This is a genomic window from Pantoea phosphatilytica (genome assembly GCF_051025615.1).
Classification (GTDB): Bacteria; Pseudomonadota; Gammaproteobacteria; order Enterobacterales; family Enterobacteriaceae; genus Pantoea.
On sequence record NZ_JBPFDF010000002.1, the window covers coordinates 63,363 to 88,654 of the forward strand.

Below are 25,292 nucleotides of genomic sequence, written 5' to 3' on the forward strand. Positions count from 1 at the left end.
GAGAGTCATCGTGTTGATCATTGAAACGCTGCTGATGCTGCGCCAGGAAGTCCGTCGCTGGCGTCAGCAGGGTAAACGCATTGCGCTGGTGCCCACTATGGGTAATCTGCATGAAGGGCATCTGACGCTGGTGGATGAAGCGCGCGCGCGTGGCGACATCGTCATCGTCTCGATCTTTGTGAACCCGATGCAGTTCGATCGTGCCGACGATCTGGCGCGCTACCCGCGCACGCTGCAGGAGGATTGCGAAAAGCTGAACCGTCATCAGGTAGACGTGGTCTTTGCCCCCTCGCCTGCCGAAGTCTATCCGCAGGGCGCACAGAATCAGACCTTCGTTGAGGTGCCGGTGCTCTCTTCCCTGCTGGAAGGGGCCAGCCGTCCCGGCCATTTCCGCGGCGTCGCCACCATCGTCAGCAAACTCTTTAATCTGGTCCAGCCCGATATTGCCTGTTTCGGCGAAAAGGATTTTCAGCAGCTGGCTATCATTCGTAAGATGGTGGCCGATATGGGCTTCGACATTGAGATTGTTGGCGTGCCAACCGTGCGGGCGAAGGATGGCCTGGCGCTGAGTTCACGCAACGGCTACCTGACGGCCGAAGAGCGCAGGCTGGCGCCGGTGCTGAGCCAGGTGATGAAACAGATGGCGACGCGGCTGGAGAACGGCGAGCGTCACATTGAAGAGATCGTTGAGGCGGCCAGTGACGCGCTGCTGGCGCAGGGCTTGCGTCCGGATGGCCTGGCGATCTGCGATGCGGACACGCTGCAACCCCTGACGGTGGACAGCCAGCGCGCGGTGGTGCTGATGGCCGCCTGGCTGGGCAACGCTCGCCTGATCGATAATCAAATCGTTGACCTGACGCAGTAATTCCCCCCGCGGCAGGTTATTTTCTTTCTCTGACAAGGTTTCTGGCTATGATTCGCACAGTTCTGCAAGGCAAATTGCATCGCGTCAAGGTGACACAGGCGGACCTCAACTATGAAGGTTCCTGCGCTATCGATCAGGATTTCCTGGACGCTTCCGGCATTCTGCAATATGAAGCGATTGATATTTATAACGTCACCAACGGTCAGCGTTTTTCTACCTACGCTATCGCGGCTGAACGCGGCTCTAAAATTATCTCGGTCAACGGCGCCGCCGCCCGCTGCGCCTGTGAAGGCGATATTTTAATTATCTGCTCTTACGTGCAGGTCGACGATGCCGAAGCGCGTCAGTGGCAGCCCAAAGTCGCCTACTTCGAAGGTGATAATCAGATGAAGCGTCTGGCAAAAGCAGTGCCAGTGCAGATCGCCTGATAAAAAAAGGCCGGCCCGTTAAACGGCCGGCCTTTTTCATGGCGACGGATTAAGCCGCCTTGCTTGTCATCGGCTTCGATGATTTCTTCATCGTAAAGAGGAAATTAAACCAGCCACGTTTTCTCATCAGACACAACGTCCACGGTAACGCCAGCGCCACCAGAAACGCCGAAATAAACTTCACATCGTTCACCCAGGCTGACGGGCTTTCAAATTTCACAATCTTACTGAAGAACTGAATCGCCAGATAATGCGACAGGTAAAAGACAATCGAATTCACGCCAATGTAGTAGACCAGTTCCGACTTCAGCTTCAGCGCAATCCAGACAAACAGCGGCACCGACAGCAGCGCCAGCGGTGAGAGTAACGCCAGGGCGTGACGATCCAGTACAAAGATATTCAGACAGGAGAGCACGACAAAACTGACCAGCGAAATAAGCAGCGTCGGGCCGTGCTGAACTTTTTCCGCAATATCGACCTGCTTTCTCACTACATAATCACCAAGATAGAAGAAAACAAACAGATAGAGCGATTTGTTGATATGAGTATTATCGAAGCTGGAAAACACACCATCAGGATCAATCGCCGGCAGCGCCCAGCTCAGTGCCATACAGATGGCAAATACCAGCAGAAACGGCAGATGACGCGCGAAGATAATCACAATAAAGAAGACAAACAGCGAATGCAGGAACCAGGTCATATCACCGCCACCGGTGAGGTGCGAGAGAATAATATTCATCGGCGATTGCGGGGTATTTGCCATGGAGCTGAACAGGATTTTTAACCCGCCATAAACCGCAACCCAGACCACAAATGGATAGAGAATACTGCGCACTTTATTATTAAAAAAAGGACCCAGACCTTTTTTTAATCCCGCATCGACAAATAACCCTGACACAAAGAACATCAGTCCCAGTCTGACCGGCGCCAGCATCTCATTTAAGAGGCTGCTGAAGGCGGTAAAATGTCCGGCGTTATTATGTACGGCGATAGTACTGTGCAAAAAAATGATTGCGAGAATACTCAATCCCCGCAGATTATCGATCCACGTTATACGATTCATCTTATCCTGCCTTTGATTAAAAACTGGCCGTGATTCGCAAGCCATTTTTATTATTGAAAACACCCCGGTCCCACTCTTTTTCCCTGAGCGGAGGAATAAGCTTATTCGCGTCGTATTCTGATAACTCAACTAAAAATAAACAACAGCCTGACATTAGGGCTAATCTTAAAAAATATTTATCATTTGAGAATCATTAAGATAGCGATATCCCCCTTTGTAATATCAGATAAAACTTAGGGTTATTTCATTGCCAGCGGGCAGCAAAGCGAGGCAGCACGCGACTGCAGAGGAAAAAATAAACAGATGGCCCTGGCGCGGAGCTCTTTTTTAAGACCAGTCGCAACCGCAACGATTGCTGCTTTAACAGACAAAAAAAAAGCCACGCGCTTATTGCTGCGTGGCTTTTTCATTTTCTTTGTCGTCAGGTGCGTAATCCGCGACCGCGCTGAATCAGTGCATAGACCAGCCCGTAAAAGACCACAATAAAGGCCACCAGTACCGAGAGGGTAAAGGCCAGCGGCACATCATTAATGCCGAGAAAGCCGTAACGGAACCCGCTAATCATATAAACGATCGGGTTGAGCTTCGAGATAGCCTGCCAGATCGGGGGCAGCAGGCTCAGCGAGTAGAAAACACCGCCCAGATAGGTCAGCGGGGTCAGCACAAAGGTCGGGATCAGGCTGATATCGTCGAAGGTGCGCGCAAAGACGGCATTCAGCAGCCCTGCCAGAGAGAACAGAATGGCGGTCAGCAGCAGAGTCACCGCCACCATCGCCCAGGAGTGAACATGGAACGGCACAAAGAACAGCGAGATTGCCGTGACCAGAATCCCCACGCAGACACCCCGCGCCACGCCGCCACCGACATAGCCCGCGATGATGATGTGAGTGGGAACCGGCGCGACCAGCAGCTCTTCAATATTGCGCTGGAATTTGGCGCTGAAGAACGACGATGCCACGTTAGCATAGGCATTGGTGATGACCGCCATCATGATCAGTCCCGGCACGATGAACTGCATATAGCTGAAGCCGTGCATCTCACCGATGCGCGACCCGATCAGGTTGCCAAAAATGATGAAATAGAGCGTCATGGTGATGACCGGCGGCACCAGCGTCTGGATCCAGATGCGGGCAAAACGGTTAACCTCTTTGGCCCAGATGCTTTTCAGCGCCACCCAGTAGAGATGTGTCATGCTTTAACTCCTGTTTTTCCCTGCGTCGTCAGACCCACAAACAGCTCTTCCAGACGGTTAGCTTTGTTGCGCATACTCAATACCTGCACGCCCTGCGCGCTGAGCTGGCTGAAGACGCTGTTCAGCCCCTGCTCCCGCAGCACTTCCACTTCCAGCGTGGAGGTATCGGTCAGACGATACTGGAATCCTTCCAGCGTCGGCAGCGGACTGCGCGGAGCCAGATCGAGGATAAAAGTTTCTGATTTAAGCTTGGAGAGCAGCGCTTTCATGGAGGTGTTCTCCACCAGCTCGCCGCTCTGGATGATGCCGATATTGCGGCAGAGCATCTCCGCCTCTTCCAGATAGTGGGTGGTGAGGATAATCGTCGTGCCTTTGGCGTTGAGATCTTTCAGGAAGACCCACATGGAACGCCGCAGTTCGATATCGACCCCGGCCGTCGGCTCATCCAGAATCAGCACCTTCGGCTCATGCATCAGCGCACGGGCGATCATCAGGCGGCGTTTCATCCCGCCGGAGAGCATCCGCGCACGTTCACCGCGTTTGCCCCACAGATCGAGCTGCTTCAGGTATTTTTCCGCCCGCTGGTTGGCCTCACGACGCTCGACGCCGTAGTAGCCCGCCTGATTGACGACGATCTGCATCACCGTCTCAAACGGGTTGAAGTTAAACTCCTGGGGCACCAGGCCAAGCTGGCGTTTGGCGTTGACCACATCTTTTTCCAGATCGTAGCCAAACACCCGCACGCTGCCGCCGGATTTGTTCACCAGCGAACTGATAATCCCGATGGTGGTCGATTTACCGGCACCGTTTGGCCCCAGCAGCGCATAAAAATCACCGGCTTCGACGTTAAGATCGATGCCCTTCAGCGCCTGTACGCCGCCGGCATAGGTCTTGGTCAGCCCGGAAAGTTCCAGTGCATATGTCATTCTGCATCCATACCCTGTTTTGATGGCATTACAATGCCGTTTAAATTTATCAGGCCCTGGCCTATAGTACGCGCGCGCACTCTGCGCAGTAACCGGTCGCTCAACGCCATGACAGATATCAACACCCTGATCAGTAACAACCGTGAATGGTCAAAATTACTGATTGAAGAAGATCCCGGCTTTTTTGAGCGGCTCGCCCAGGCACAAAAACCGCGCTTCCTGTGGATTGGCTGCTCAGACAGCCGCGTTCCCGCCGAACGTCTGACCGGACTGGAGCCGGGCGAACTTTTTGTTCACCGCAACGTGGCCAACCTGGTGATCCACACCGATCTGAACTGTCTCTCGGTGGTGCAATACGCCATCGAAGTGCTGGAAGTGGAACACGTTATTGTGTGCGGCCACTACGGCTGCGGTGGCGTGCAGGCGGCGATGGATAACCCGGAGCTGGGGTTAATCGACAACTGGCTGCTGCACATCCGCGACCTCTGGTACAAGCATAGCGTGTTGCTGGGGGAACTCCCGCCGGATAAGCGCCTGGACAAACTGTGCGAAATCAACGTTATTGAACAAGTCTACAACCTGGGGCACTCAACCGTGCTCCAGTCGGCCTGGAAACGCGGACAGTCTGTCTCCCTGCACGGCTGGGTATACGGTATTCAGGATGGCTGTCTGCGTAACCTTGATGTCACGGCCAACAGCCGGGAGATCCTCGAACAGCGTTACCGTCACGGCATGGCTAACCTGCAGATGAACAGCGACGCCTGAGTCGATCGCGGCATAAAAGCGCGACATAGCCTACACCAGACAACGGCTGCAGGCCTTGGAAGAATGTGCGGTTAAGGCCCTGTCAGGATTCCAGCGGGACCACTTTGCCGATGTAAGGCAGGTGGCGATAGTGCTGTGCATAGTCGATACCGAAGCCGACCACGAACTCGTCGGGAATGGCAAAGCCGACATACTCGACATTGACCTCAACTTCACGGCGCTCTGGCTTATCCAGCAGGGTACAGATCGCCAGTGACTTTGGCTGACGCAGCTGCAGGATCTCACGCACTTTGCTCAGGGTGTTGCCGGAGTCGATGATATCTTCGACGATCAGCACATCTTTGCCACGAATGTCTTCATCCAGATCTTTCAGGATTTTCACATCGCGTGAGCTGGACATGCCGCTGCCGTAACTGGAAGCAGTCATAAAATCGACCTCATGCGGCACGTCGATGGCGCGGCAGAGATCCGCCATGAACATAAAGGAGCCGCGCAGCAGCCCCACCAGCACCATGTCGCTGCCGCTGTCGCGGTAGTGGTCGTTAATCTCTTTGCCCAGTTCAGCGATGCGCGTGGCGATTGCCTGTTCAGGGATCATCACTTCAACAGTGTGTTTCATTGCGTTCAGCCCGGTTACGTCAGAAAGCCCCGAAGTCTACCACAGACGCCGCCGCGTCGGCGCGGCGACGCCCGAAGCAAACGATTACGTTAAAAAAATTCTCGCCCGTTTTGCGCGTCTGGCAGGAATGCGCATGACCTTAGAACATTCCGGCATTTAGCGGCATGTTTCGCTGCGTGGTAGCCTTCTTCCGACTGATTGTTACCCTACTCGTCCCGCTGGCCGGAGATCACAATGACTTCATCTTCAGACAAAAAAACGCATATCGGCGACAGACCGCTGCACCCGGAAACTCAGATGCTGAATTATGGCTATGATCCGCGTCTTTCCGAGGGCGCAGTGAAGCCGCCGGTCTTTCTGACCTCGACTTTTGTTTTCAACAGCGCCGAAGAGGGGCGGGATTTTTTTGATTACGTCTCCGGGCGTCGTGAACCGCCGGAGGGTAAATCGGGTGGCCTGGTCTACTCCCGCTTTAACCACCCCAACAGCGAGATCGTTGAAGATCGTCTGGCGGTCTATGAGCAGGCTGAGAGCTGTTCGCTCTTCTCATCCGGTATGGCCGCGATCTCCACCACCCTGCTGGCGTTTGCCCGGCCGGGTGAGGTGATCCTGCACTCCCAGCCGCTCTATGGCGGCACCGAAACCCTGATCAGCAAAACGCTGCACAACCTGGATATTAAAGCGGTCGGCTTCAGCGACGGTAACGATGAGGGGAAGGTGCGTGAGGCGGCGCAGCAGGCCATAAGCCGGGGCCGGGTGGCGGTGATCCTGATTGAAACCCCGGCGAACCCGACTAACAGCCTGGTCAATATCCGCCTGATCGCGCGGATTGCCGATGAAATTGAGCAGCGGCAGGGTTCGCGTCCCGTTATCGCCTGCGATAACACCCTGCTCGGTCCGCTGTTCCAGCAGCCGCTGACGCTGGGCGCGGATCTGTCGCTCTACTCGCTGACAAAGTATGTGGGCGGCCACTCTGACCTGATTGCCGGTGCGGCGATGGGCAGCAAAACGCTGATGGCAAAAGTGCGTGCATTGCGCAGCGCCATCGGCACCCAGCTCGATCCCCACTCCAGCTGGATGCTCAGCCGCTCACTGGAAACCCTGTCGCTGCGGATGGAGAAAGCCTTTCACAATGCGGAGGCGGTCGCGGCGTTTCTGCGCGATCACCCGAAGGTGGCGAAGCTGCACTGGCTGCCCTATCTGGATGTGGAAAGCGCCGAAGGGAAAACCTGGCGTGAGCAGTGCAGCGGCGCCGGTTCAACCTTCTCGTTTGATATCAACGGCGGTCAGCCCGCTGCGTTCCGTTTTCTCAATGCCCTGACGCTGTTTAAACAGGCGGTCAGCCTGGGCGGTACGGAGTCCCTGGCCAGCCACCCTGGCAGCACCACTCACTCCGGTGTGCCGCAGGCGGCGCGCCAGCGCATTGGCATCACGGATGCCACAGTGCGGCTGTCGATTGGCATCGAGAACGCCAGCGACCTGATCGAGGATGTGAAGCTGGCGCTGGAACAGGCGTAATCAGCTCACGGTAAAGCCCAGCATCATGCCGGTGTCTTCATGCTCCAGCAGATGGCAGTGGGCCATGTAGGCGTGTTCGGCGGCGGCGACATAGTTGAAGCGAACCAGCACTTCGCTGCGCCCGCCGTCCACGTTGACCATATCTTTCCAGCCCTGCCGGTGCGCGGCGGGCGGTTTCCCGTTCTCGGAGAGGATGCGGAACTGCGTGCCGTGAATGTGGAACGGATGCAGCATCGCGTCGCCTTCGCCTGAAATCGTCCACTTCTCACTCTCACCCAGCTTCACGGCGAACGAGGGTTTGGTCATATCGAAGGCTTTGCCGTTGATCTTATTGCCGTTGCGGAAATCGTATCCGGCGGGCTGCGCCATACCCGGCATGTCATGCATGCTGTGATCCCCGTGATCCATCGCCGGCATCGGCTCCTCTGCGGCTTTCGCCTGCTTCTGCGGCATCGCGTGATGCCCGTGCCCGCCCTTGCCCATCGCTTTCTCACCGTAGCGCTGCATCAGCGCCTGCATACCCTGCTGGTCCAGCTGCGGGTCCATCATCAGCTGCAGCCAGCGCGTGGTCAGGCCATCGGTGGACGGCAGCGCGGGCAGCGTCGCCAGCCGATCCGGCAGCGTGGCGCTCGCCATCACCCGCAGCGGCAGGATCTGCACCAGCGGCAGCGGCTGATCAAACGGCGGCAGCGTCATGCCCATCTGCTCTGTGGGCAGCGTCACCAGGTCGAAGGCCTGCCCGTCCGAGGTATCGATCATCACCTCAAAGCGTTCGCCCGGCAGCATCGGCAGCGCGTCAAGCTTTACCGGCTCGGCCAGCAGGCCGCCGTCGCTGGCAATCACATAGAGAGGACGGCGATCGCTGGCGGCGATCTGCAGGGAACGGGCGTTACAGCCGTTGAGCAGGCGCAGCCTGAGCCAGCCGCGCGGCACCGCATGCTGCGGATACTGCACGCCGTTGGTCAGCATCATGTCGCCGAACCAGCCAACTGCGGCGCGCATCACGTCGAGCTGATAGTCGATTCGGTCACCCTCCCGGGTGAGCTGCTTATCCTGAAAGATCAGCGGCACATCGTCCACGCCCCACTGCGAGGGCAGCCGCAGCGTGCCGCTCTCTTTGTCCTCCAGCAGAATCAGGCCCGCCAGCCCCTGAGCCACCTGATGCCCGGTTTTGCCATGCAGATGCGGGTGATACCAGCAGGTTGCCGCAGGCTGATCGGGGGTAAAGGAGACCTGCCGTGAGCCACCCGGTGCAATTATCGCCTGCGGGCCGCCATCCACTGCGCCCGGAATTTCCAGACCGTGCCAGTGCAGCGTCGTCGCTTCACGCAGCCGGTTGTGAATGTTCACCGTTACCGGTTTGCCACTCTGCAGCTTCAGCACCGGCCCCAGCAGGCTGCCGTTGTAGCCCCAGGTCGGCACCGCTTTGCCATTCCATTGGGTCGTGCCCTGCATCGCCGTCAGGCTGTAGCTGCCGCGGGCATCGGGTTCCAGCAGCGAGGGGATCGGTAACAGCGGGCGGCTGGCCGCCATCAGCGAACGGCTCCAGAGCGGTAAGGCTCCGGCTGCACTCAGTGCGGCGGTGAGTTTCAGGAAGTGGCGACGTTGCATGGGAGTCATCCTTGTGGCATCGGAACAGATAGCCTAAACCCTGACCTAATGGGAAGGTCAAGTCTCACCGTGTGAATCTGACGAAAAAAAGGGCGCCAACCCGGTCTGCCGCGGCAAATTAATCGAAAACCTGACAGCAACTGTGCTAACGTCATGAGCAATATCCCTTGAAGAGAATGACTATGAAGCAAAGCATCAAGGTCCTGCTGTTGACGGGACTTCTTGGCTTCTCCTCCACCAGCTTTGCCCTGAGCGAATCCGAAGCGGAAGATCTGGCCGATCTGACGGCGGTTTTCGTCTATCTGAAGAATGACTGCGGCTACCAGGATCTCCCGGACGCGCAGATCCGCAAAGCACTGGTCTTTTTCGCTCAGCAGAACCGCTGGGATTTAAGTAACTACAGCAACTACAACATGAAGGCGCTGGGCGAAGAGAGCTATCGCGATCTCAGCGGCATCGCCATTACCAACGACAAAAAGTGCAAGTCTCTGGCCCGGGACTCACTGAGCCTGCTGGCCTACGTCAGGTAACACGCCCGCCCTCTGCAGCCGGACATTGACCGTGCAACCACGGTCACTGTTAGCTATCATGTGCCGCCCATCTTCATGGCGATGTCATCAGAGGAGAGCACTATGGCCCACAATGAGACGTGGTATGAAACCCTTCATGCCGGTTTTGGCCAGTATTTCACGGTGGATAAAGAGCTGTACCGTGAGAAGACTGCGCATCAGGATTTAATCATTTTCGAAAATGCGGCAATGGGCCGGGTCATGGCGCTGGATGGCGTCGTGCAGACCACCGAACGCGACGAATTTATCTATCATGAGATGATGACCCACGTTCCGCTGCTGGCTCATGGCGCGGCGAAGCATGTGCTGATCATCGGCGGCGGCGACGGCGCCATGCTGCGAGAAGTCTCGCGTCATCCCGGAGTCGAAAAGATCACTATGGTCGAGATCGACGCGGGCGTGGTGACCTTCTGCCGCCAGTATCTGCCGAACCACAGCGCCGGTGCCTATGACGATCCGCGCTTTACGCTGGTGATTGATGACGGGGTCAATTTCGTTAATCAGACGCAGGAGAAGTTCGATGTGATCATCTCTGACTGCACCGACCCGATTGGGCCGGGCGAGAGCCTGTTCACCTCGGAATTTTATGCGGGTTGCAAAGCGGCGCTTAATGAAAATGGCATCTTCGTGGCGCAGAATGGCGTCTGCTTCCTGCAGCAGGATGAAGCCGTGAACAGTCATCGTAAACTGGGTCACTACTTTGCGGATGTCAGCTTCTATCAGGCGGCGATCCCGACCTATTATGGCGGTATCATGACCTTTGCCTGGGCGAGTGATAACCCGGCGCTGCGCCAGCCTGATATCGCCACGCTGCAGGCGCGCTTTGCACACGCTGGCCTGCGCTGCCGCTACTATACGCCAGCGATCCATACCGGCAGCTTTGCTCTGCCGCAATATCTGTTGGATGCGTTATCTGCCGCGTGCTGATAGTGCATCTCTAAGGAGGTGAACGAAATTGCAAAAGCTAAAACTACATGGCTTCAACAACCTGACAAAAAGCCTGAGTTTTTGTATTTACGATATCTGCTATGCGAATACTGAAGCTGAACGCGATGGTTACATCGCCTATATCGATGAACAATATAACGCTAACCGTCTGACGGAAATCCTGACGGAGACCTGCTCCATCATCGGCGCTAACGTTCTGAACATCGCACGCCAGGATTATGAGCCGCAGGGTGCCAGCGTCACGATCCTGGTCAGCGAAGAGCCTATCGATCCCCGGGATATCGACAACTCGGAGCATCCTGGCCCACTGCCCAACTCGGTCGTGGCCCATCTCGATAAAAGTCACATCTGCGTTCACACCTACCCGGAAAGCCATCCGGAAGGCGGACTGTGCACCTTCCGCGCAGACATTGAAGTCTCGACCTGTGGCGTGATCTCACCGCTTAAGGCGCTGAACTACCTGATCCATCAGCTGGAGTCCGATATCGTCACCGTCGATTACCGGGTGCGCGGTTTCACCCGCGACGTGAAGGGGATGAAGCACTTTATCGATCACGAGATCAACTCGATTCAGAACTTCATGTCAGAGGATATGAAAGCGATGTATGACATGGTGGATGTGAACGTTTACCAGGAAAACATCTTTCATACCAAGATGTTGCTGAAAGAGTTCGACCTCAAACACTATCTGTTTAACACCCGCCCGGAAGATCTTACGCCGCAGGAGCATAAGCGCATTACCGACCTGCTGTGGAAAGAGATGCGTGAGATCTATTACGGCAGAAACATCCCCTCCGTGGGGCTGAAGACCCTGTAATAGCAGGCGCGCAGCGTTACCGTCTGTAACCTGCGCGTGCTGTTTATCAGGAGCTCAGTGTCAGCGTAATCCCGCGTTCGCGCAGCGTCTGGCAGACCGACTCATCTAACCGGGGGTCGGTCACAACATCGGTCAGATCGTCCACCGGTGACACGCAGAACAGCGACCAGGAGCCATATTTGCTGCTGTCCGCCAGCAAGACCCGCCGGGCCGCATTGGCCAGCAGATCGTGTTTCAGCCCCGCTTTCTCCTCGGTGGGCGTGGTAATCCCGCGCTCCAGGCTCCAGGAGTTACAGCTGACAAAGGCGATATCGGGATAGATACTGCGCAGCAACCGGCGGCCATGCTCACCCACACAGGACTGACTGGAATCGTCGATCCGGCCGCCAATAATGGTGACTTCAATCTGCCTGAACTCAGACAGAAACAGCGCAATGTGCAGATCCGCAGTGATCACCCGCAGCGGCAGATGAGTAAGCTGTCGCGCCAGCTCCAGCATGGTCGTCCCCGCATCCAGTACAACGGCATCCCCTGCCCGCACGAAACTGGCGGCGCAGGTCGCGATCGCCTGTTTTTCAGCCAGATTACGCTGCATCTTCTCCAGCGTGGTGGGCTGAGCGGGAATAAAACGATTCAGCGTGACGCCGCCATGACTGCGGCTAATCACGCCCTCTTTATCCAGCTTAATGAGATCGCGCCGAATCGTGGCGGGTGAGGCGGAGATGGCACTGACCAGTTGCTCAACAGTCACCAGATTATGGCTTTTCAGATAATCCATAATCTGGTCAAGACGGCTCTGTCCGTTCATAGTTCCCTAAGCGAGCTGCATCGCGAGTTTAATCGAGATCGCCATGCTGTCAGACTTCGCTTTACCTGTCCAGGCGATATCAAACGCCGTGCCGTGGTCCGCAGAGGTGCGGATAAAGGGCAGGCCTGCGGTGATATTGACGCCATCATAGAAGCCCAGCAGCTTAAGCGGAATGTGCCCCTGATCGTGGTACATCGCCACCACCATGTCATACAGCCCCTCCTGGCACTGCAGGAACACCGTGTCCGGCGGGCAGGGGCCGTAAACGTCCACGCCCTGCGCTTTCATCGCCTGAATCGCGGGCGCGACCGTGGTGATCTCCTCATCGCCAAACAGCCCGTTTTCCCCGGCGTGAGGATTCACCCCCGCGACCGCGATGCGCGGGGCGCTGTAACCGACACGGCGCAGGAAGGTATCCGCCATGCCAATCACCGTTTTGATGCGCGTCTGGTTCAGCGTATCGAGGAATTTGCGCAGCGCGATGTGGGTCGTGACATGAATAACTTTCAGCTTATCGGTGTAGAGCACCATCGCGTAATCTCGGGTGTCGGTCAGGTGCGCCAGCAATTCGGTATGTCCGGGATAGAGATGTCCGGCGGCATGCATCGCCTCTTTGTTCAGCGGTGCGGTGGCAATGGCGTGAACCTCACCCGCCAGCGCCAGTTCGGTGGCCCGCTTCACGCAGCGCCACGCCAGATCTCCCGCCTCTTTCTGTACTACGCCAGGTTTCAGGGCGGCGGGATCAGCCAGCGGTTCATCGATGACGTTGATAATGCCCGGTGCGAAGCGTGCATCCTGCACCCGATCCAGCACCCGTAATTCGGCCTGAGGCGTGATGTTCATCGCCATAATGCGGCGCAGCGTGCTGGCACAGCCAATCACCACGGCAGGAATGCCATTCAGCTCACCTTCAGAGAGTGATTTGATAATGATTTCCGGACTGATGCCCGCCGGATCGCCCATGGTGATCGCAATAATTTTATTCACTCGACTTCTCCTCAATAAAACCAATGGCTGCCACCAGCGTATTTGCATCACCAAAGCCACCCGCTTTGGTCATCACCGGCAGAGTAAATTCACTGTTAAGCAGAACCCCGTGCGGCACACAGCCCGCCACCAGACCCTGAATGTTGAAGCCGCTGGCTCCCAGCGCCTGTGCGACAGCAATTGCCACGTCGCCGCCTGACAGATAGAGCGCATGCGGCAGCGCGGCGCGGCAGAGACTTAAGGTCATCTCACCCAGTAAGCGGCAGATCGCCTCGCCCAGTTGCTGACGCGTCAGGCTGTGCTGCTGGCAGAGCGCATCGATCGCGTGGCGCTGATCGCGATGCTGGCAGGTGCGGATCACCGTATGGCGACCGGCCCGCAGTGCGTCGGCCGCCTGCGCGATCCAGTGCGCCCGTTCCGGCCAGGCGGGCTGCTGAAACAGCTCGGCGATGTCCACCTCCACGATCTCAACGGCCCGCTGCTGCTGCAGGGCGGCGATCTGCTGCTGGGCGCTGTCGCTCATCGACCCCACCACCGCCAGCACCGGCCGGGCCGGGCGAAGCGAAAGTGCAGCGCCCAGCGCATCGCTTAATCCGGCGGCCCCGACCAGCAGCGGCTTCTCGCGCAGTTGCGCCGCCGCCGCGATCAGCCGCGCCAGATCGGCCTCATTTTCGGCATCCACCACCACCACGCCCTGCGCCGCGGCCAGTACGGCATCGAGCCGATCGCTGCGCAGCGTGGCGAGATCGATCTCCGCGCCCTCGATCTGCATCTGATCGAGGACGCGGGCGCTCTGGATCGGGGTTTTGGGATCGCTGGCAAATTCGGTCTGCGTCAGCAGACGCTGATCGACCCACACGCTGCCCTGCCGCGTAGTGCGGCCCAGGCGCGGCACGGCCGGAGCCACCAGCGCCAGGGTTTTGCCGCTGGCGCGCAGCGCCGCCGCCGTTTCTGCCCCGACGTTGCCGCGCAGCGTGGAGTCGATCTTTTTAAACAGCCAGCCCGTCTGAAACTGAGCCGCATGGTGCTGCACCACCTGCGTGACGCGCTCAGCCGCCTGCCCGGCACTGACGGCCCGGCTGTCGGTGCTGATCACCAGCACATCCGCCGCATCCGGCACCGACGTCCCCAGGCCAAACAGCACCTGCACGCGGGCACCCGCCTGGGCCAGTCCGCTGCCTGCATCGTTAGCACCGGTAAAGTCATCGGCAATAACCAGCACCGCTGTTTTCCACATTGATGCGTCCATCCTCACTCCTGTCAGGCCACTGTGGCCGCATTTGATTATATTCAATCATGATTGATTATATGTGAGCAAGTTCAAATTAATCGAAATCGATATGCCTTATAAATTTAGCCACACAGAGTGATTTAATTCGCAGTGCGCTGAGCAAAATTAATCATTTGCTCCGCCGCAACCGCAAAGAGGGGATGAAATGAACATTAACAGCACGGTGATCAGCGGTTATCAGGCGCTGAACGACATGCGCTATTTGCTGCAGGGGGTGTCGGCAGCGGTGGTGGTCACGGATCGAAACATTGAGGCGATTCCGGCGGTGCAAACATTAATGGGGCAACTGCGGGATCGGATTCCGCAGTTAAGCGTGGTCAACAGCGTCCCGCCCGAGCCGAGCCAGCACGATGTCGCCGCGATCATGGCCGCGCTTCCTCATCGGCAGGCCGATATGGTAATCGGCATCGGCGGAGGCAGCGTGCTGGATGTGGCGAAGCTGCTCTCTGTGCTCTGCCTCGAGGCCGCGCCGTCGCTCGACGCCCTGCTGGCAGGTGAAAAACCGCAGCGCCGCACCCGCTCAATACTGATCCCGACCACTGCCGGAACCGGTTCTGAAGCCACGCCCAATGCGATTCTGGCTATCCCGGAGAAGGAGACCAAAGTCGGCATTATCTCTCCGGTGATGCTGCCGGATGTGGTGGCGCTGGTACCGGAACTCACCACCAGCATGCCCGCCCACATCGCCTCTTCAACCGGGATTGATGCGCTCTGCCATCTGATTGAGTGCTTCACGGCCAACGTCGCCAATCCGGTCAGCGACAACTACGCACTGACCGGCATGAAGAAGCTGTTCGCCAGTCTCGAAACCACCCTGCGTGAACCAGACAATTTACAGGCGCGTCTGGAGATGCTCTGGGCCTCTTACTACGGCGGCGCCGCCATCGCCCATGCCGGTACGCATCTGGTGCACGCCCTCTCCTATCCGCTCGGCGGCAAATATCATCTGCCACACGGGGTCGCCAACGCCATTCTGCTGGCGCCCTGCATGCGTTTCGTCCGCCCGGCCGCGGTGAGTAAGTTTGCGCAGGCCTATGATCTGCTGCCCGATGCCGACAGCCGTTTAAGCGACGATGAGAAATCCCATGCGCTGGTGGACTACTTCACCGCGCTGGTTGAGCGGCTGCAGCTGCCCGCCAGTCTCGAAGCTCTGGGCATCAGCCCGGATCACCTGCCCTTCCTGGTGGAAGCAGCACTCGACGTTCAGCGTCTGATGAAAAATGTGCCGATGAGGGTCAACGCCGACGATGTGCGTGCCATCTATCTGACCCTGTTCCCTTCCTGCCAGGCGTAATGAGGTGTGTTATGAAAAAGAAAATAGAGGGCATTCTGACGGCCATCGTCACCACCTTTGACCGTGACGGCGCCTTTGACCCGGTGACGCAGCGCGAGCAGGTCAGACGGCAGATCAACGCCGGTAACGGGATCTTCTGCGGCGGCACCAACGGCGAATTCTTTGTCCTGAACGAGCAGGAGAAAATTGCCGTCACCACAACCTGCGTCGATGAGGCCAACGGCCGGGTGCCGGTGGTGGCGCACATCGGGGAGATTTCGACCCGCGAAACCGTCCGGCTCGGCCAGCAGATTGGCCGCCTGGGCGTGGATGCGGTGTCCGCGATCACGCCGTGGTTTGTTCCGCTGAAACAGCAGGAGCTGATTGACCACTATCAGCGCGTGGCGGATGCACTGACGGTGCCGCTGTTCCTCTACAACATCCCGGCGCGCACCGGCAACACCCTGCAGCCCGACACAGTGCGTACGCTGGCGGCGCACCCGAACATCATCGGCATCAAAGATTCCGCCGGCAGCTATGAGAGCCTGCGCGGATTTCTGCAGGCCACCGCCGACTGCGAAGGCTTCGATGTCCTGAACGGCCCGGATTCACTGATCCATCAGGGATTCGTTGAGGGCTGCCCGGCCTCCATTTCCGGGCTGGCGAACGTGGCCCCGGCGGCCATTAACGCGATCTGGGCGCGCTTCAGGGCCGGAGATATCGCCGGTTCGCAGCAGGCGCAGGAGAGCGTCACCGGCCTGCGTACCGCGCTCTACAGCATCGGTTTTTCACCGGCCGCCGTGAAAAAAGCGGTCAGCCTGCAGGGCTTTGAGGTTGGTGAAAGTCGCTATGCGGTGCAGTTCAGCGCCGAAGAGCAGCAGCAGATTCGTCAAATCGTGAACCACTACCTGCAATAACGTCCATCGCCTTTGTACCCTATCGGTCAGATGAGAACGAGCCTGAGGGCCGCCATCTGCCAGAACAATCGAGGTCATGATGAAAGCATTTTCAACTGAAAGCACCTTGCTCATCGTCGGCATGGTGGTCGCCTATATCCTGTTTACCACCTGGCTGACCTGGCGGCTGCGCAGTAAAACCAGCGGCGACTTTATGGAAGGCTCGCGCGCGATGCCGGCCTTTATTGTCGGCATCATGCTGATGTCCGAGTATATCGGGGCAAAATCGACCATCGGGACTGCACAGGCGGCCTTTGAGGATGGCTTCGCCGCCTCCTGGTCGGTCATTGGCGCGGCGATAGGTTTTCCGCTGTTTGGCCTGATTCTGGTCAAACGCATTTATAACACCGGGAAGATCACGATCTCCGGCGCGATCGCCGAGAAATATGGCAGCTCGACCAAAAATATTATCTCGCTGATCATGATCTATGCGCTGCTGCTAGTGAACGTCGGTAACTACATCAGCGGCGCGGCGGCAATCTCCACCGTGTTAAAAATCGATCTGACCCAGGCGGCCTTTATCACGGCGGTGGTCAGTACTTTCTACTTCGCGTTTGGCGGCATGAAGGGCGTCGCCTGGGTGACGCTGCTGCACAGCGCCATCAAGTACGCCGGGATCCTGATAATTCTCTATGTGGCGCTGAAAATGACCGGTGGCGTTGCGCCGATGATTGAGAAAATGCCCGCGTTCTACTGGACATGGGATGGGCATGTCGGGGCCAGCACCATTGTGGCCTGGCTGATTGGCACCGTGGGATCGATCTTCTGTACCCAGTTTGTGATCCAGGCGATCTCCTCCACCAAAGATGTGAAGTCTGCGAAACGCGCCACCTGGGTCGCCTTTGTTTTCTGTCTGCCTATCGGCCTGGCGATGGCGCTGATTGGCGTGGCGGCGAAGTTTGCTCATCCCGATATTAAAAGCCTCTATGCGCTGCCGGTGTTTCTGCAGGATATGTCACCGTGGCTGGCCGGGATTGTCACCACCTCGCTGGTGGCCTCGATCTTCGTCAGCGTCGGCACGGTTGCCCTGGCTATCGCCTCGCTGGTCGTGAAAGATTTCTATGTGCCCTATCGTAAGCCGACCCCGGAGCGCGAATTTAAGGTCACGCGCTGGATCTCGATCGCTATCGGCTTCTTCCCGCTGCTGTTTGTCCTGTTCTTCCCGGAAGTGCTGAAGCTCTCCTTCTTTACCCGCGCGATCCGTCTGTCGATCACCGTGGTCGCCATCATGGCGTTCTATCTGCCATGGTTTAAGAGCACGCGCGGCGCAAATGCGGGTCTGATTGGCGCCTGTCTGGTTACCTCCGTCTGGTTCCTGATGGGCAATCCCTTTGGTATCGACAATATGTATGTGGCGCTGATTACGCCGGCCATCATTATGGTGATTGACCGCTGCATCCCGTCACGTCAGTCTCAACCGCAACACAACGCACAAAAAAGTGGAGCCTAATATGACTCAGGAAACCGTCACCGCAGAACGTACCGGCCAGCTTGCGCCGCACCCGCAGGATAGCGCGCAGCAGGTTGCGATGCTGCCCTCCTCCTGCCCGCAGAACCATGCCGCCAACCTGCTGCCGCTGCCCGATGGCGATCTGCTCTGCGTCTGGTTTGGCGGCACTCAGGAGGGGATCGCCGATATCTCTGTCTGGTGCTCACGACTGAAAAAAGGCAGCGATCGCTGGAGTGACGCAGAGAAACTCTCTGAGGATCCGGGGCGTTCAGAACAGAACCCGGTGCTGTTCCTTGATCCTGACCAGGTGCTGTGGCTGCTCTGGACGGCGCAGAAGTCGGGCAATCAGGACACCGCGATCGTCCGCTATCGCCAGTCTCACGATCTGGGCCAGAGCTGGGGCGAAATCCGCACCCTGCTCGATAAGCCCGGCACCTTTATTCGTCAGCCGATCGTGGTACTGCCTAACGGCAACTGGCTGCTGCCGGTCTTTTACTGCCTGACGCGGCCCGGAGAGAAATGGGTCGGCAGCTATGATGTCAGCGCGGTGAAAATCTCGGAAGATAAGGGCCGCAGCTGGCGCGACGTCAGCGTGCCTGACAGCACCGGCTGCGTGCACATGAACGTCACGCTGCTGGAGGATGGCTCCCTGCTGGCGCTCTACCGCAGCCGCTGGGCCGACCATATCTATCAGAGCCGCTCCTTTGATCAGGGTGAGAGCTGGAGCGCGCCTGAGCCGCTGTCGCTGCCCAACAATAACTCCTCCCTTCAGGTCACCACGCTGCGCAACGGTCATCTGGCGCTGGTGTTCAACGCCATGAGCGCAGAAGGGGCCAGCGAACGGCGGCAGTCGCTGTATGACGAGATCGAAGATGATGAAGAGGCGGGAGAAGGTGACGTGGCGGTCGCCGCCGAGCCGGTGGTGCAGAGCGGTCGTACCGCCTTCTGGGGCGCGCCACGCGCACCGATGACGCTGGCAATCTCCACGGATGGCGGAAAAAGCTGGCCGCTGCAGCGCAATCTGGATGAGGGCGACGGCTACTGCATGACCAATAACTCCCGGCAGAAGCTGAACCGTGAATTCTCCTACCCCAGCATCAAACAGGGGATAAATGGCGAACTGCATATCGCCTACACCTGGTATCGTCAGGCGATTAAGTATGTGCGCGTTGAGGAGTCCTGGGTGCAGGGCGGTGACGCGTGATCGCGCGGATGGCGCTGGTGACCGGGGCCAGCTCCGGCATCGGCCAGGCGATCGCGGAGCGTCTGCTCACAGCAGGCTGGCAGGTAGTGGGCCTGAGCCGCTCAGCCATCAGCCGGGCGGAAAGCGGCTGGCAGAGTCATCAGATCGATATCAGCGACAGCAAGGCATTGCAGGCGTTACTGGAGAGACTGCCGGTGCCGCAGGCGGTGGTCCACGCAGCAGGCATGATGCAGGCCGCGCCGCTAGGAGAGCTGGACGGCGAGGCCAGCGCACGCCTGTGGCAGCTGCATGTTGCCGCTGCTGAACAGCTGGCGAATCACTTTGCGCCGCGGATGCAGGCGGGCGGCAGGATCGTGCTGCTGGGGAGCCGTACCTCAGGCGGCGCGGCGGGCCGCAGTCAGTATGTGGCGACCAAGTCGGCGATGATCGGCATGGTCCGCAGCTGGGCCGCAGAGCTGGCCCCGCGTGGCATCACGGCAAACATCGTGGCGCCCGGTGCCACCGAAACGCCGATGCTGCAGCAGCCAGGCCGGGCCAGTTCACCGCCCCGCCTGCCGCCGATTGGCCGTTACATTCAGCCGGAGGAGGTCGCGGGACTGGTCGATTTCCTGCTCTCTCCGGCGGCGGCGGCGATCACCGGTCAGCAGCTGGTGATGTGCGGCGGCGCGTCGCTGAGTTAGCGCACAGGCCGGGTGACGCTGGTCGCCCGGCTGTGATTACCGGACAGGTTTACCATACTGATTAACGAACTGGCGATAGGCGGCGATCACCAGCAGGAAGTCTTCGATACCGCAGAACGAGAGGCTCTCTTCGTCGTAGTAGTTCATCCCCTCCTCCATGCCATCATCTTCCAGCGCCAGCAGATTGGCGCGAATCATCACCTCCTCCTCATCCAGCAGAATGGTGTATTCGCTGCCGATGCGCTGCCACTGACGCACGCTGCCTTTAACATCTTCGATGGCCGCTTCCACTTCATCCAGCAGACCCGGATCGTTTTTGACCTCTTCGTTGAACCAGTGGCCGACCGCTTCATGATCCATCGACATGCGGACCTTAATCTGTCCGGTCACATCGCGTAAAAATTCATATTCCATCGCCCGTTCCTCTCAACGTCGTCGCGTCACCTGATAAGTGTCCGTGCTGCCTGTGCAGCAAAGTGTGACACGTCGCGCATTATTACAGGCTGTCTGGCGAAATCCAGCTTTTGATTGTCCTGCTGCCCGATCGTCAGACGTAAAAAAGGGGCGAATCATCGCCCCTTCTCTCACGCTGTCGGGTGAAGAATCAGACCGCAGTCTGGAAAATCACGCCGTCAGCTTTCTCGGTGTACTGCGCCAGCTGGTCGAAGTTGAGATAGCGATAAGTGTCGCTGGCCGTTTTATCGACCTGCGCCATAAATTGCTGATACTCGTCCGGCGTAGGCAGTTTGCCCAGCAGAGACGCGACCGCGGCCAGCTCTGCTGACGCCAGATAGACGTTCGCGCCTGTTCCCAGACGGTTCGGGAAGTTACGGGTCGAGGTAGAGACGACCGTCGAACCATCTGCCACACGCGCCTGGTTACCCATGCAGAGTGAACAGCCCGGGATCTCAATACGCGCACCGCTTTTGCCGAAGACACTGTAGTAGCCCTCTTCGGTCAGCTGAGCCGCATCCATCTTGGTTGGCGGTGCCACCCACAGACGGGTTGGCAGCTGGCCTTTGTGGCTGTCCAGCAGCTTACCGGCGGCACGGAAGTGACCAATGTTGGTCATGCAGGAGCCGATAAACACTTCGTCGATCTTCTCACCCTGAACGTCAGAGAGCAGACGGGCATCGTCCGGATCGTTTGGCGCACAGAGGATCGGCTCTTTGATGTCGGCCAGATCGATTTCGATCACGGCCGCATATTCCGCGTCCGCATCGGCTTCCAGCAGCTGAGGATCGGCCAGCCATTTCTCCATGCTCTCAACACGACGCTCCAGCGTACGGCGGTCGCCGTAACCTTCTGCGATCATCCACTTCAGCAGCACGATGTTGGAGTTGAGGTATTCGATAATCGGCGCTTTATCCAGCTTGATGGTGCAGCCCGCAGCGGAGCGTTCCGCTGACGCATCGGACAGCTCAAACGCCTGCTCGACTTTGAGATCCGGCAGACCTTCGATTTCCAGGATGCGGCCAGAGAAGATGTTTTTCTTCCCTTTCTTCTCAACGGTCAGCAGACCCTGTTTGATGGCATACAGCGGAATGGCGTGAACCAGATCGCGCAGGGTGATGCCTGGCTGCATCTTACCTTTGAAGCGCACCAGCACCGATTCCGGCATGTCGAGCGGCATTACGCCCGTCGCGGCAGCAAACGCCACCAGGCCTGAACCCGCCGGGAAAGAGATACCGATAGGGAAACGGGTATGGGAGTCACCGCCGGTGCCCACGGTATCCGGCAGCAGCATACGGTTCAGCCAGCTGTGGATAATGCCGTCGCCCGGACGCAGTGAGACACCGCCACGGTTCATGATGAAGTCTGGCAGGGTGTGATGCGTGTTCACATCGACCGGCTTCGGATAGGCCGCGGTGTGACAGAAGGACTGCATAACCAGGTCGGTCGAGAAGCCCAGGCAAGCCAGATCTTTCAGCTCGTCACGGGTCATCGGGCCGGTGGTATCCTGCGAGCCGACCGAGGTCATCTTCGGTTCGCAATAGGCACCCGGACGCACGCCGGTTACGCCACAGGCGCGGCCAACCATTTTCTGCGCCAGCGAGAAGCCACGGCTGCTCTCTGCCACATCTTTCGCCTGACGGAATACGGTGCTGTGCGGCAGACCCAGCGACTCGCGCGCTTTGCTGGTCAGGCCACGGCCGATGATCAGCGGAATACGGCCACCGGCACGCACTTCGTCGATCAGCACTTCGGTTTTGAGTTCGAAGTTTGCCAGCAGCTCATTGGTTTCGTGGTTGCGGACTTCACCTTTGAACGGATAGATGTCGATGACATCACCCATGTTCAGGTTGTTCACGTCCACTTCAATCGGCAGAGCGCCCGCATCTTCCATCGTGTTGAAGAAGATCGGTGCAATTTTGCTGCCCAGCACCACGCCGCCGCCTTTTTTATTTGGCACGTTCGGGATGTCGTCGCCCATAAACCACAGCACCGAGTTGGTGGCGGATTTACGTGAAGAACCGGTTCCGACCACGTCACCGACGTAAGCCAGCGGGAAGCCTTTGGTCTTCAGTGCTTCGATCTGTTTGATCGGGCCGATGTTGCCAGCTTCATCCGGTTCGATGCCATCGCGGGCATTCTTCAGCATAGCCAGGGCGTGCAGAGGGATATCGGGACGTGACCAGGCATCCGGTGCCGGAGAGAGGTCATCGGTGTTGGTTTCGCCGGTGACCTTGAACACCGTAACGGTGATCTTTTCCGCCAGCTCAGGGCGTGACAGATACCATTCGGCGTCTGCCCATGACTGCATCACCTGCTTCGCGTATTCATTACCCGCTTTTGCTTTCTCTTCGACATCATAGAAGTTGTCGAACATCAGCAGCGTGTGGGAAAGGGCTTTCGCCGCGCCTGGAGCCAGTCGGCTGTCATCCAGCGCCTCGATCAGCGGATGAATGTTGTAACCGCCCTGCATGGTGCCGAGCAGTTCAACCGCTTTTTCAGGAGTAATCAGAGGAGAGGTTGCTTCGCCTTTGGCGACAGCCGCCAGGAAACCGGCTTTGACATACGCCGCTTCATCGACGCCAGGTGGGACGCGGTTGACCAACAGATCGGTCAAAAATTCTTCTTCACCCGCAGGTGGATTTTTCAGCAGTTCAACCAGCGCGGCCATCTGGGAAGCCTCTAAAGGCTTAGGTACAATTCCCTGGGCAGCACGCTCGGCAACGTGCTTACGGTATTCTTCTAGCACGACGTTATCCTCGCTCTCATTATGTAGGGCTTTCCGACCACCTTGCTCACTTATGGAGAACACACTTCCCTTTCTCGTCCAGGTTGAGGTGCCCGGTTTCGCGGAGGGCAGAATAGCAGGATTCCGGCTGTTTGTTAATCTGTTTACAAAAATACAACATAATCTCCTGTGCTCATTCTGCCCTACTCTCTCGATGCATCCGCCCGATCAGCCTGCCGGAACCAACCCGACACCTACCGATGCACCGACCGGAAATTCCCGGGCAGGCCTGTCCGCGATGACGCAATTTTAGTGAACGGATTCAGAGGAATAGATAACCTGCCGGAATGGAAGCTCGCCCGCGCGGCGCTTATCGCAGCGGTGAGCGCAGAAAGATTCGAACCGCGGATATATCAGGAGAACGACGGCGTCAGTTTGGTTTCATGCCATGCTTCCCGGCCTGCGGCAGCAGACTTTCAGAATCCGGGCAGTGCGCCGACCGTTTTTTGCGGGCAGCGCGAAGGGGTCGTCTGAAACAGATAACAGAAGAGGCCGCCCGGGCCTCTTCTGAATGATGATTAGTTTTTCAGGCTGGCTGGCCAGTCGGCTGGCAGCTGGTCAGGCGGGCAGTCCACCACGCTTTCATTGTTTTCACCCACATCACGAATCAGGGTCAGCGTCGCAAACTCATCAATGATTTCGGTGGGATAAGCCGGGCCCGCTTCGCGTAATGCTGCCATCTCTTCCAGATGATCGTTCTGGAAGCAGACTGTTTTTTCAGGATTATTCATTACCCAGCGCGGGAAGAAGATGGTGCCGTGGAAAATTTTGTCGGTCAGGTTAACGGCCAGGCTGACATCCGTACCGGTTGGCTCAGTCCAGGAGACTTTGTAGACGTCCTGCGCCAGACGAACGACATAAACGTGCTGATTTTTAACCCAGCGGTTACCGACCATGCCGCTGTGAATCCGATAGTCGATGGTGCTGGCGTTTTTAATATAAAGCTCGTAGTTCCAGCCGTTGTCATAGGTATAAACCAGATGTTTGCCGACGATGCCTGACAGGTCATGTTTATCAAAAGTGCTCATGATTTATTCCTCATCTGTTTTCGTTGAGAAGATTATTGCGCGTTACAAAAGCGATTAATAACGCTATTTTTAGCACTAAATTATTCAATTTTTAGATGAGTCAGCATGTATAAAACGACGCTTGAGCAGTGGTATCTGCTCGATGAGGTGGTGAATACGGGCAGCTTCGCGCTGGCTGCAGAGAAGAATCATCGCAGCCAGTCCTCGCTGAGCTACCAGCTGGGCCTGCTCCAGCAGCGACTGGGGATGACGCTGCTGGAGCAGGAGGGCCGTCGCGCCGTCCTGAACGCGGAGGGACATCAGCTGCTTGCTCAGGTTCGTCCGCTACTGGTGGGATTCAGTGCGCTGGAGGCCAGGGCGAATGCGCTGCAACGCGGCGAACGTTCGCGCATCGATCTGATGGTTGACGCCACCCTGCCCAAGCCCCTGCTGTTTGATGTGCTCCAGACCTTTCAGCAGCGCTATCCGCATGTCCGCATCTGGTTAAGCGAAATCGTCCGCAGTGAGACGCCGGACAGACTGGCAGAGTATCAGGCCGATCTCTGGCTGGTCGCGCAATATGGCGCAGAGCCGTTAGCGGGCGAAAGCCTGATGAGCGTCGATTTCGTCGCCGTCGCCCATCGCGACCATCCGCTGCACCGCGAACCGGCCCCGCTGGATGCGGCCACGCTGGCCCGCTGGCCCTGCGTCACCATTCTGGATCGCCAGCAACAGCAGCAGTCAGAGGTTAATGGCGAGCAGGCGGAGAACTGGTCATTTACCACGCTGTCGGCTGCGATTGAAGCGGTTCAGCATCAGTTAGGTTATGGCTGGCTGCCGGAACAGAATATCGCCGCCCTGCTGGAGAGCGGTGAACTCCGCCCTCTGCCGCTGCGCCAGGGCCGCCGGCGCAGCAGTACGCTGGTGATGCATATGAATGAAGAGAGGCTGCCCGGCAACAGCGCCATTGCTGAACTGGCGCAGATGTTTGTTGAACGGGTGGCGCAGGAGAAGCAAAAGGTTAAGCCTTAAATCGCCCTATTTCGGGGTGCGCAAAAGAGAGACGCCACGGTT

Annotated in this window: 24 protein-coding genes; 13 read left to right on the forward strand and 11 right to left on the reverse strand. The window is 57.9% G+C overall.

From position 1 onward, the window contains the following. Positions 1–10 precede the first annotated feature (10 nt). Together panC and panD are read left to right on the forward strand one after the other, a co-directional pair. A complete protein-coding gene (gene panC / locus ACR6AS_RS10580; protein ID WP_293774833.1) occupies positions 11–865 on the forward strand; it encodes a pantoate--beta-alanine ligase in 855 nt (284 codons plus the stop codon). 47 nt (positions 866–912) lie between these two features. Then, positions 913–1,293 carry an aspartate 1-decarboxylase gene (gene panD, locus ACR6AS_RS10585; RefSeq protein ID WP_111140287.1) on the forward strand — a complete coding sequence of 127 codons (381 nt, stop codon included), beginning with the start codon at positions 913–915 and terminating at the stop codon, positions 1,291–1,293. A 49-nt stretch (positions 1,294–1,342) separates the two neighbouring features. Here panD and ACR6AS_RS10590 read toward each other — a convergent pair whose 3' ends face one another. From ACR6AS_RS10590 to ACR6AS_RS10600, 3 genes are all read right to left on the reverse strand, one after another. After that, on the reverse strand, positions 1,343–2,356 hold the full coding sequence (locus ACR6AS_RS10590) for an acyltransferase family protein (protein WP_434162081.1): 1,014 nt from the start codon (positions 2,354–2,356) through the stop codon (positions 1,343–1,345). 421 nt (positions 2,357–2,777) lie between these two features. Further along, positions 2,778–3,548: an ABC transporter permease gene (locus tag ACR6AS_RS10595; protein ID WP_111140289.1), complete on the reverse strand. Its 771-nt coding sequence runs from the start codon at positions 3,546–3,548 to the stop codon at positions 2,778–2,780. Then, on the reverse strand, positions 3,545–4,474 hold the full coding sequence (locus ACR6AS_RS10600) for an ABC transporter ATP-binding protein (protein WP_111140290.1): 930 nt from the start codon (positions 4,472–4,474) through the stop codon (positions 3,545–3,547). The genes ACR6AS_RS10595 and ACR6AS_RS10600 overlap by 4 nt, the downstream gene beginning before the upstream one ends. A 108-nt stretch (positions 4,475–4,582) precedes the next feature. Between ACR6AS_RS10600 and can the strand changes: the two genes are divergently transcribed. Then, entirely contained in the window at positions 4,583–5,239 is a 657-nt protein-coding gene (gene can / locus ACR6AS_RS10605; RefSeq protein WP_111140860.1) for a carbonate dehydratase, read from the forward strand. Positions 5,240–5,321: 82 nt separating this feature from the next. Here can and hpt read toward each other — a convergent pair whose 3' ends face one another. Next, positions 5,322–5,858 (reverse strand): hypoxanthine phosphoribosyltransferase, encoded by a 537-nt coding sequence (gene hpt / locus ACR6AS_RS10610; RefSeq protein ID WP_111140859.1) that lies wholly within the window; start codon positions 5,856–5,858, stop codon positions 5,322–5,324. 234 nt (positions 5,859–6,092) lie between these two features. On the opposite strand from hpt, the gene ACR6AS_RS10615 reads away from it, so the two are divergent. Continuing rightward, positions 6,093–7,376 (forward strand): cystathionine gamma-synthase family protein, encoded by a 1,284-nt coding sequence (locus ACR6AS_RS10615; RefSeq protein WP_434162085.1) that lies wholly within the window; start codon positions 6,093–6,095, stop codon positions 7,374–7,376. Here the strand turns inward: ACR6AS_RS10615 and cueO are convergent, their stop codons facing one another. Then, complete coding sequence (cueO, locus tag ACR6AS_RS10620) at positions 7,377–8,987, reverse strand: multicopper oxidase CueO (protein ID WP_111140857.1); 1,611 nt, start codon at positions 8,985–8,987, stop codon at positions 7,377–7,379. Positions 8,988–9,169: 182 nt separating this feature from the next. Between cueO and ACR6AS_RS10625 the strand changes: the two genes are divergently transcribed. From ACR6AS_RS10625 to speD, 3 genes are all read left to right on the forward strand, one after another. Continuing rightward, complete coding sequence (locus ACR6AS_RS10625; RefSeq protein ID WP_111140856.1) at positions 9,170–9,517, forward strand: YacC family pilotin-like protein; 348 nt, start codon at positions 9,170–9,172, stop codon at positions 9,515–9,517. A gap of 102 nt (positions 9,518–9,619) precedes the next feature. Then, entirely contained in the window at positions 9,620–10,483 is an 864-nt protein-coding gene (gene speE, locus ACR6AS_RS10630) for a polyamine aminopropyltransferase (protein WP_367396087.1), read from the forward strand. Between the two features lie 28 nt (positions 10,484–10,511). After that, positions 10,512–11,321, forward strand: coding sequence for an adenosylmethionine decarboxylase (speD, locus tag ACR6AS_RS10635; protein ID WP_111140854.1), 810 nt, complete (start codon positions 10,512–10,514; stop codon positions 11,319–11,321). Positions 11,322–11,367: 46 nt separating this feature from the next. On the opposite strand, the gene ACR6AS_RS10640 is transcribed toward speD, so the two are convergent. From ACR6AS_RS10640 to dtnK, 3 genes are read right to left on the reverse strand one after another with little or no spacing between them, the layout of a single operon-like run. Next, the gene (locus ACR6AS_RS10640) at positions 11,368–12,129 is read right to left on the reverse strand and encodes a DeoR/GlpR family DNA-binding transcription regulator (protein WP_111140853.1); all 762 of its coding nucleotides are present in this window, start codon (positions 12,127–12,129) and stop codon (positions 11,368–11,370) included. Between the two features lie 6 nt (positions 12,130–12,135). After that, on the reverse strand, positions 12,136–13,116 hold the full coding sequence (locus ACR6AS_RS10645) for a D-threonate 4-phosphate dehydrogenase (RefSeq protein WP_111140852.1): 981 nt from the start codon (positions 13,114–13,116) through the stop codon (positions 12,136–12,138). Then, the gene (gene dtnK, locus ACR6AS_RS10650) at positions 13,109–14,365 is read right to left on the reverse strand and encodes a D-threonate kinase (RefSeq protein WP_434162091.1); all 1,257 of its coding nucleotides are present in this window, start codon (positions 14,363–14,365) and stop codon (positions 13,109–13,111) included. The genes ACR6AS_RS10645 and dtnK overlap by 8 nt, the downstream gene beginning before the upstream one ends. 187 nt (positions 14,366–14,552) lie before the next feature. Between dtnK and ACR6AS_RS10655 the strand changes: the two genes are divergently transcribed. The 5 genes from ACR6AS_RS10655 (at position 14,553) to ACR6AS_RS10675 (ending at position 19,970) form a co-directional block, all read left to right on the forward strand. After that, a complete protein-coding gene (locus tag ACR6AS_RS10655; protein WP_111140850.1) occupies positions 14,553–15,701 on the forward strand; it encodes an iron-containing alcohol dehydrogenase in 1,149 nt (382 codons plus the stop codon). A gap of 11 nt (positions 15,702–15,712) precedes the next feature. Beyond that, positions 15,713–16,597 (forward strand): dihydrodipicolinate synthase family protein, encoded by an 885-nt coding sequence (locus ACR6AS_RS10660; protein ID WP_367396085.1) that lies wholly within the window; start codon positions 15,713–15,715, stop codon positions 16,595–16,597. 79 nt (positions 16,598–16,676) lie between these two features. Beyond that, a complete protein-coding gene (locus ACR6AS_RS10665; RefSeq protein WP_434162375.1) occupies positions 16,677–18,086 on the forward strand; it encodes a sodium:solute symporter family protein in 1,410 nt (469 codons plus the stop codon). Position 18,087: 1 nt separating this feature from the next. Further along, positions 18,088–19,290: a sialidase family protein gene (locus tag ACR6AS_RS10670; protein ID WP_293774810.1), complete on the forward strand. Its 1,203-nt coding sequence runs from the start codon at positions 18,088–18,090 to the stop codon at positions 19,288–19,290. After that, complete coding sequence (locus ACR6AS_RS10675; RefSeq protein WP_111140847.1) at positions 19,287–19,970, forward strand: SDR family NAD(P)-dependent oxidoreductase; 684 nt, start codon at positions 19,287–19,289, stop codon at positions 19,968–19,970. The genes ACR6AS_RS10670 and ACR6AS_RS10675 overlap by 4 nt, the downstream gene beginning before the upstream one ends. Before the next feature lie 36 nt (positions 19,971–20,006). Here the strand turns inward: ACR6AS_RS10675 and yacL are convergent, their stop codons facing one another. From yacL to ACR6AS_RS10690, 3 genes are all read right to left on the reverse strand, one after another. Then, positions 20,007–20,384 (reverse strand): protein YacL, encoded by a 378-nt coding sequence (gene yacL, locus ACR6AS_RS10680; protein WP_061061620.1) that lies wholly within the window; start codon positions 20,382–20,384, stop codon positions 20,007–20,009. A 190-nt stretch (positions 20,385–20,574) separates the two neighbouring features. Then, entirely contained in the window at positions 20,575–23,172 is a 2,598-nt protein-coding gene (acnB, locus tag ACR6AS_RS10685; RefSeq protein ID WP_111140846.1) for a bifunctional aconitate hydratase 2/2-methylisocitrate dehydratase, read from the reverse strand. Positions 23,173–23,729: 557 nt separating this feature from the next. Beyond that, entirely contained in the window at positions 23,730–24,239 is a 510-nt protein-coding gene (locus ACR6AS_RS10690; RefSeq protein ID WP_111140845.1) for a phenolic acid decarboxylase, read from the reverse strand. 105 nt (positions 24,240–24,344) lie between these two features. Between ACR6AS_RS10690 and ACR6AS_RS10695 the strand changes: the two genes are divergently transcribed. Then, the gene (locus ACR6AS_RS10695; protein WP_293774803.1) at positions 24,345–25,250 is read left to right on the forward strand and encodes a LysR family transcriptional regulator; all 906 of its coding nucleotides are present in this window, start codon (positions 24,345–24,347) and stop codon (positions 25,248–25,250) included. Positions 25,251–25,292 lie beyond the last annotated feature (42 nt).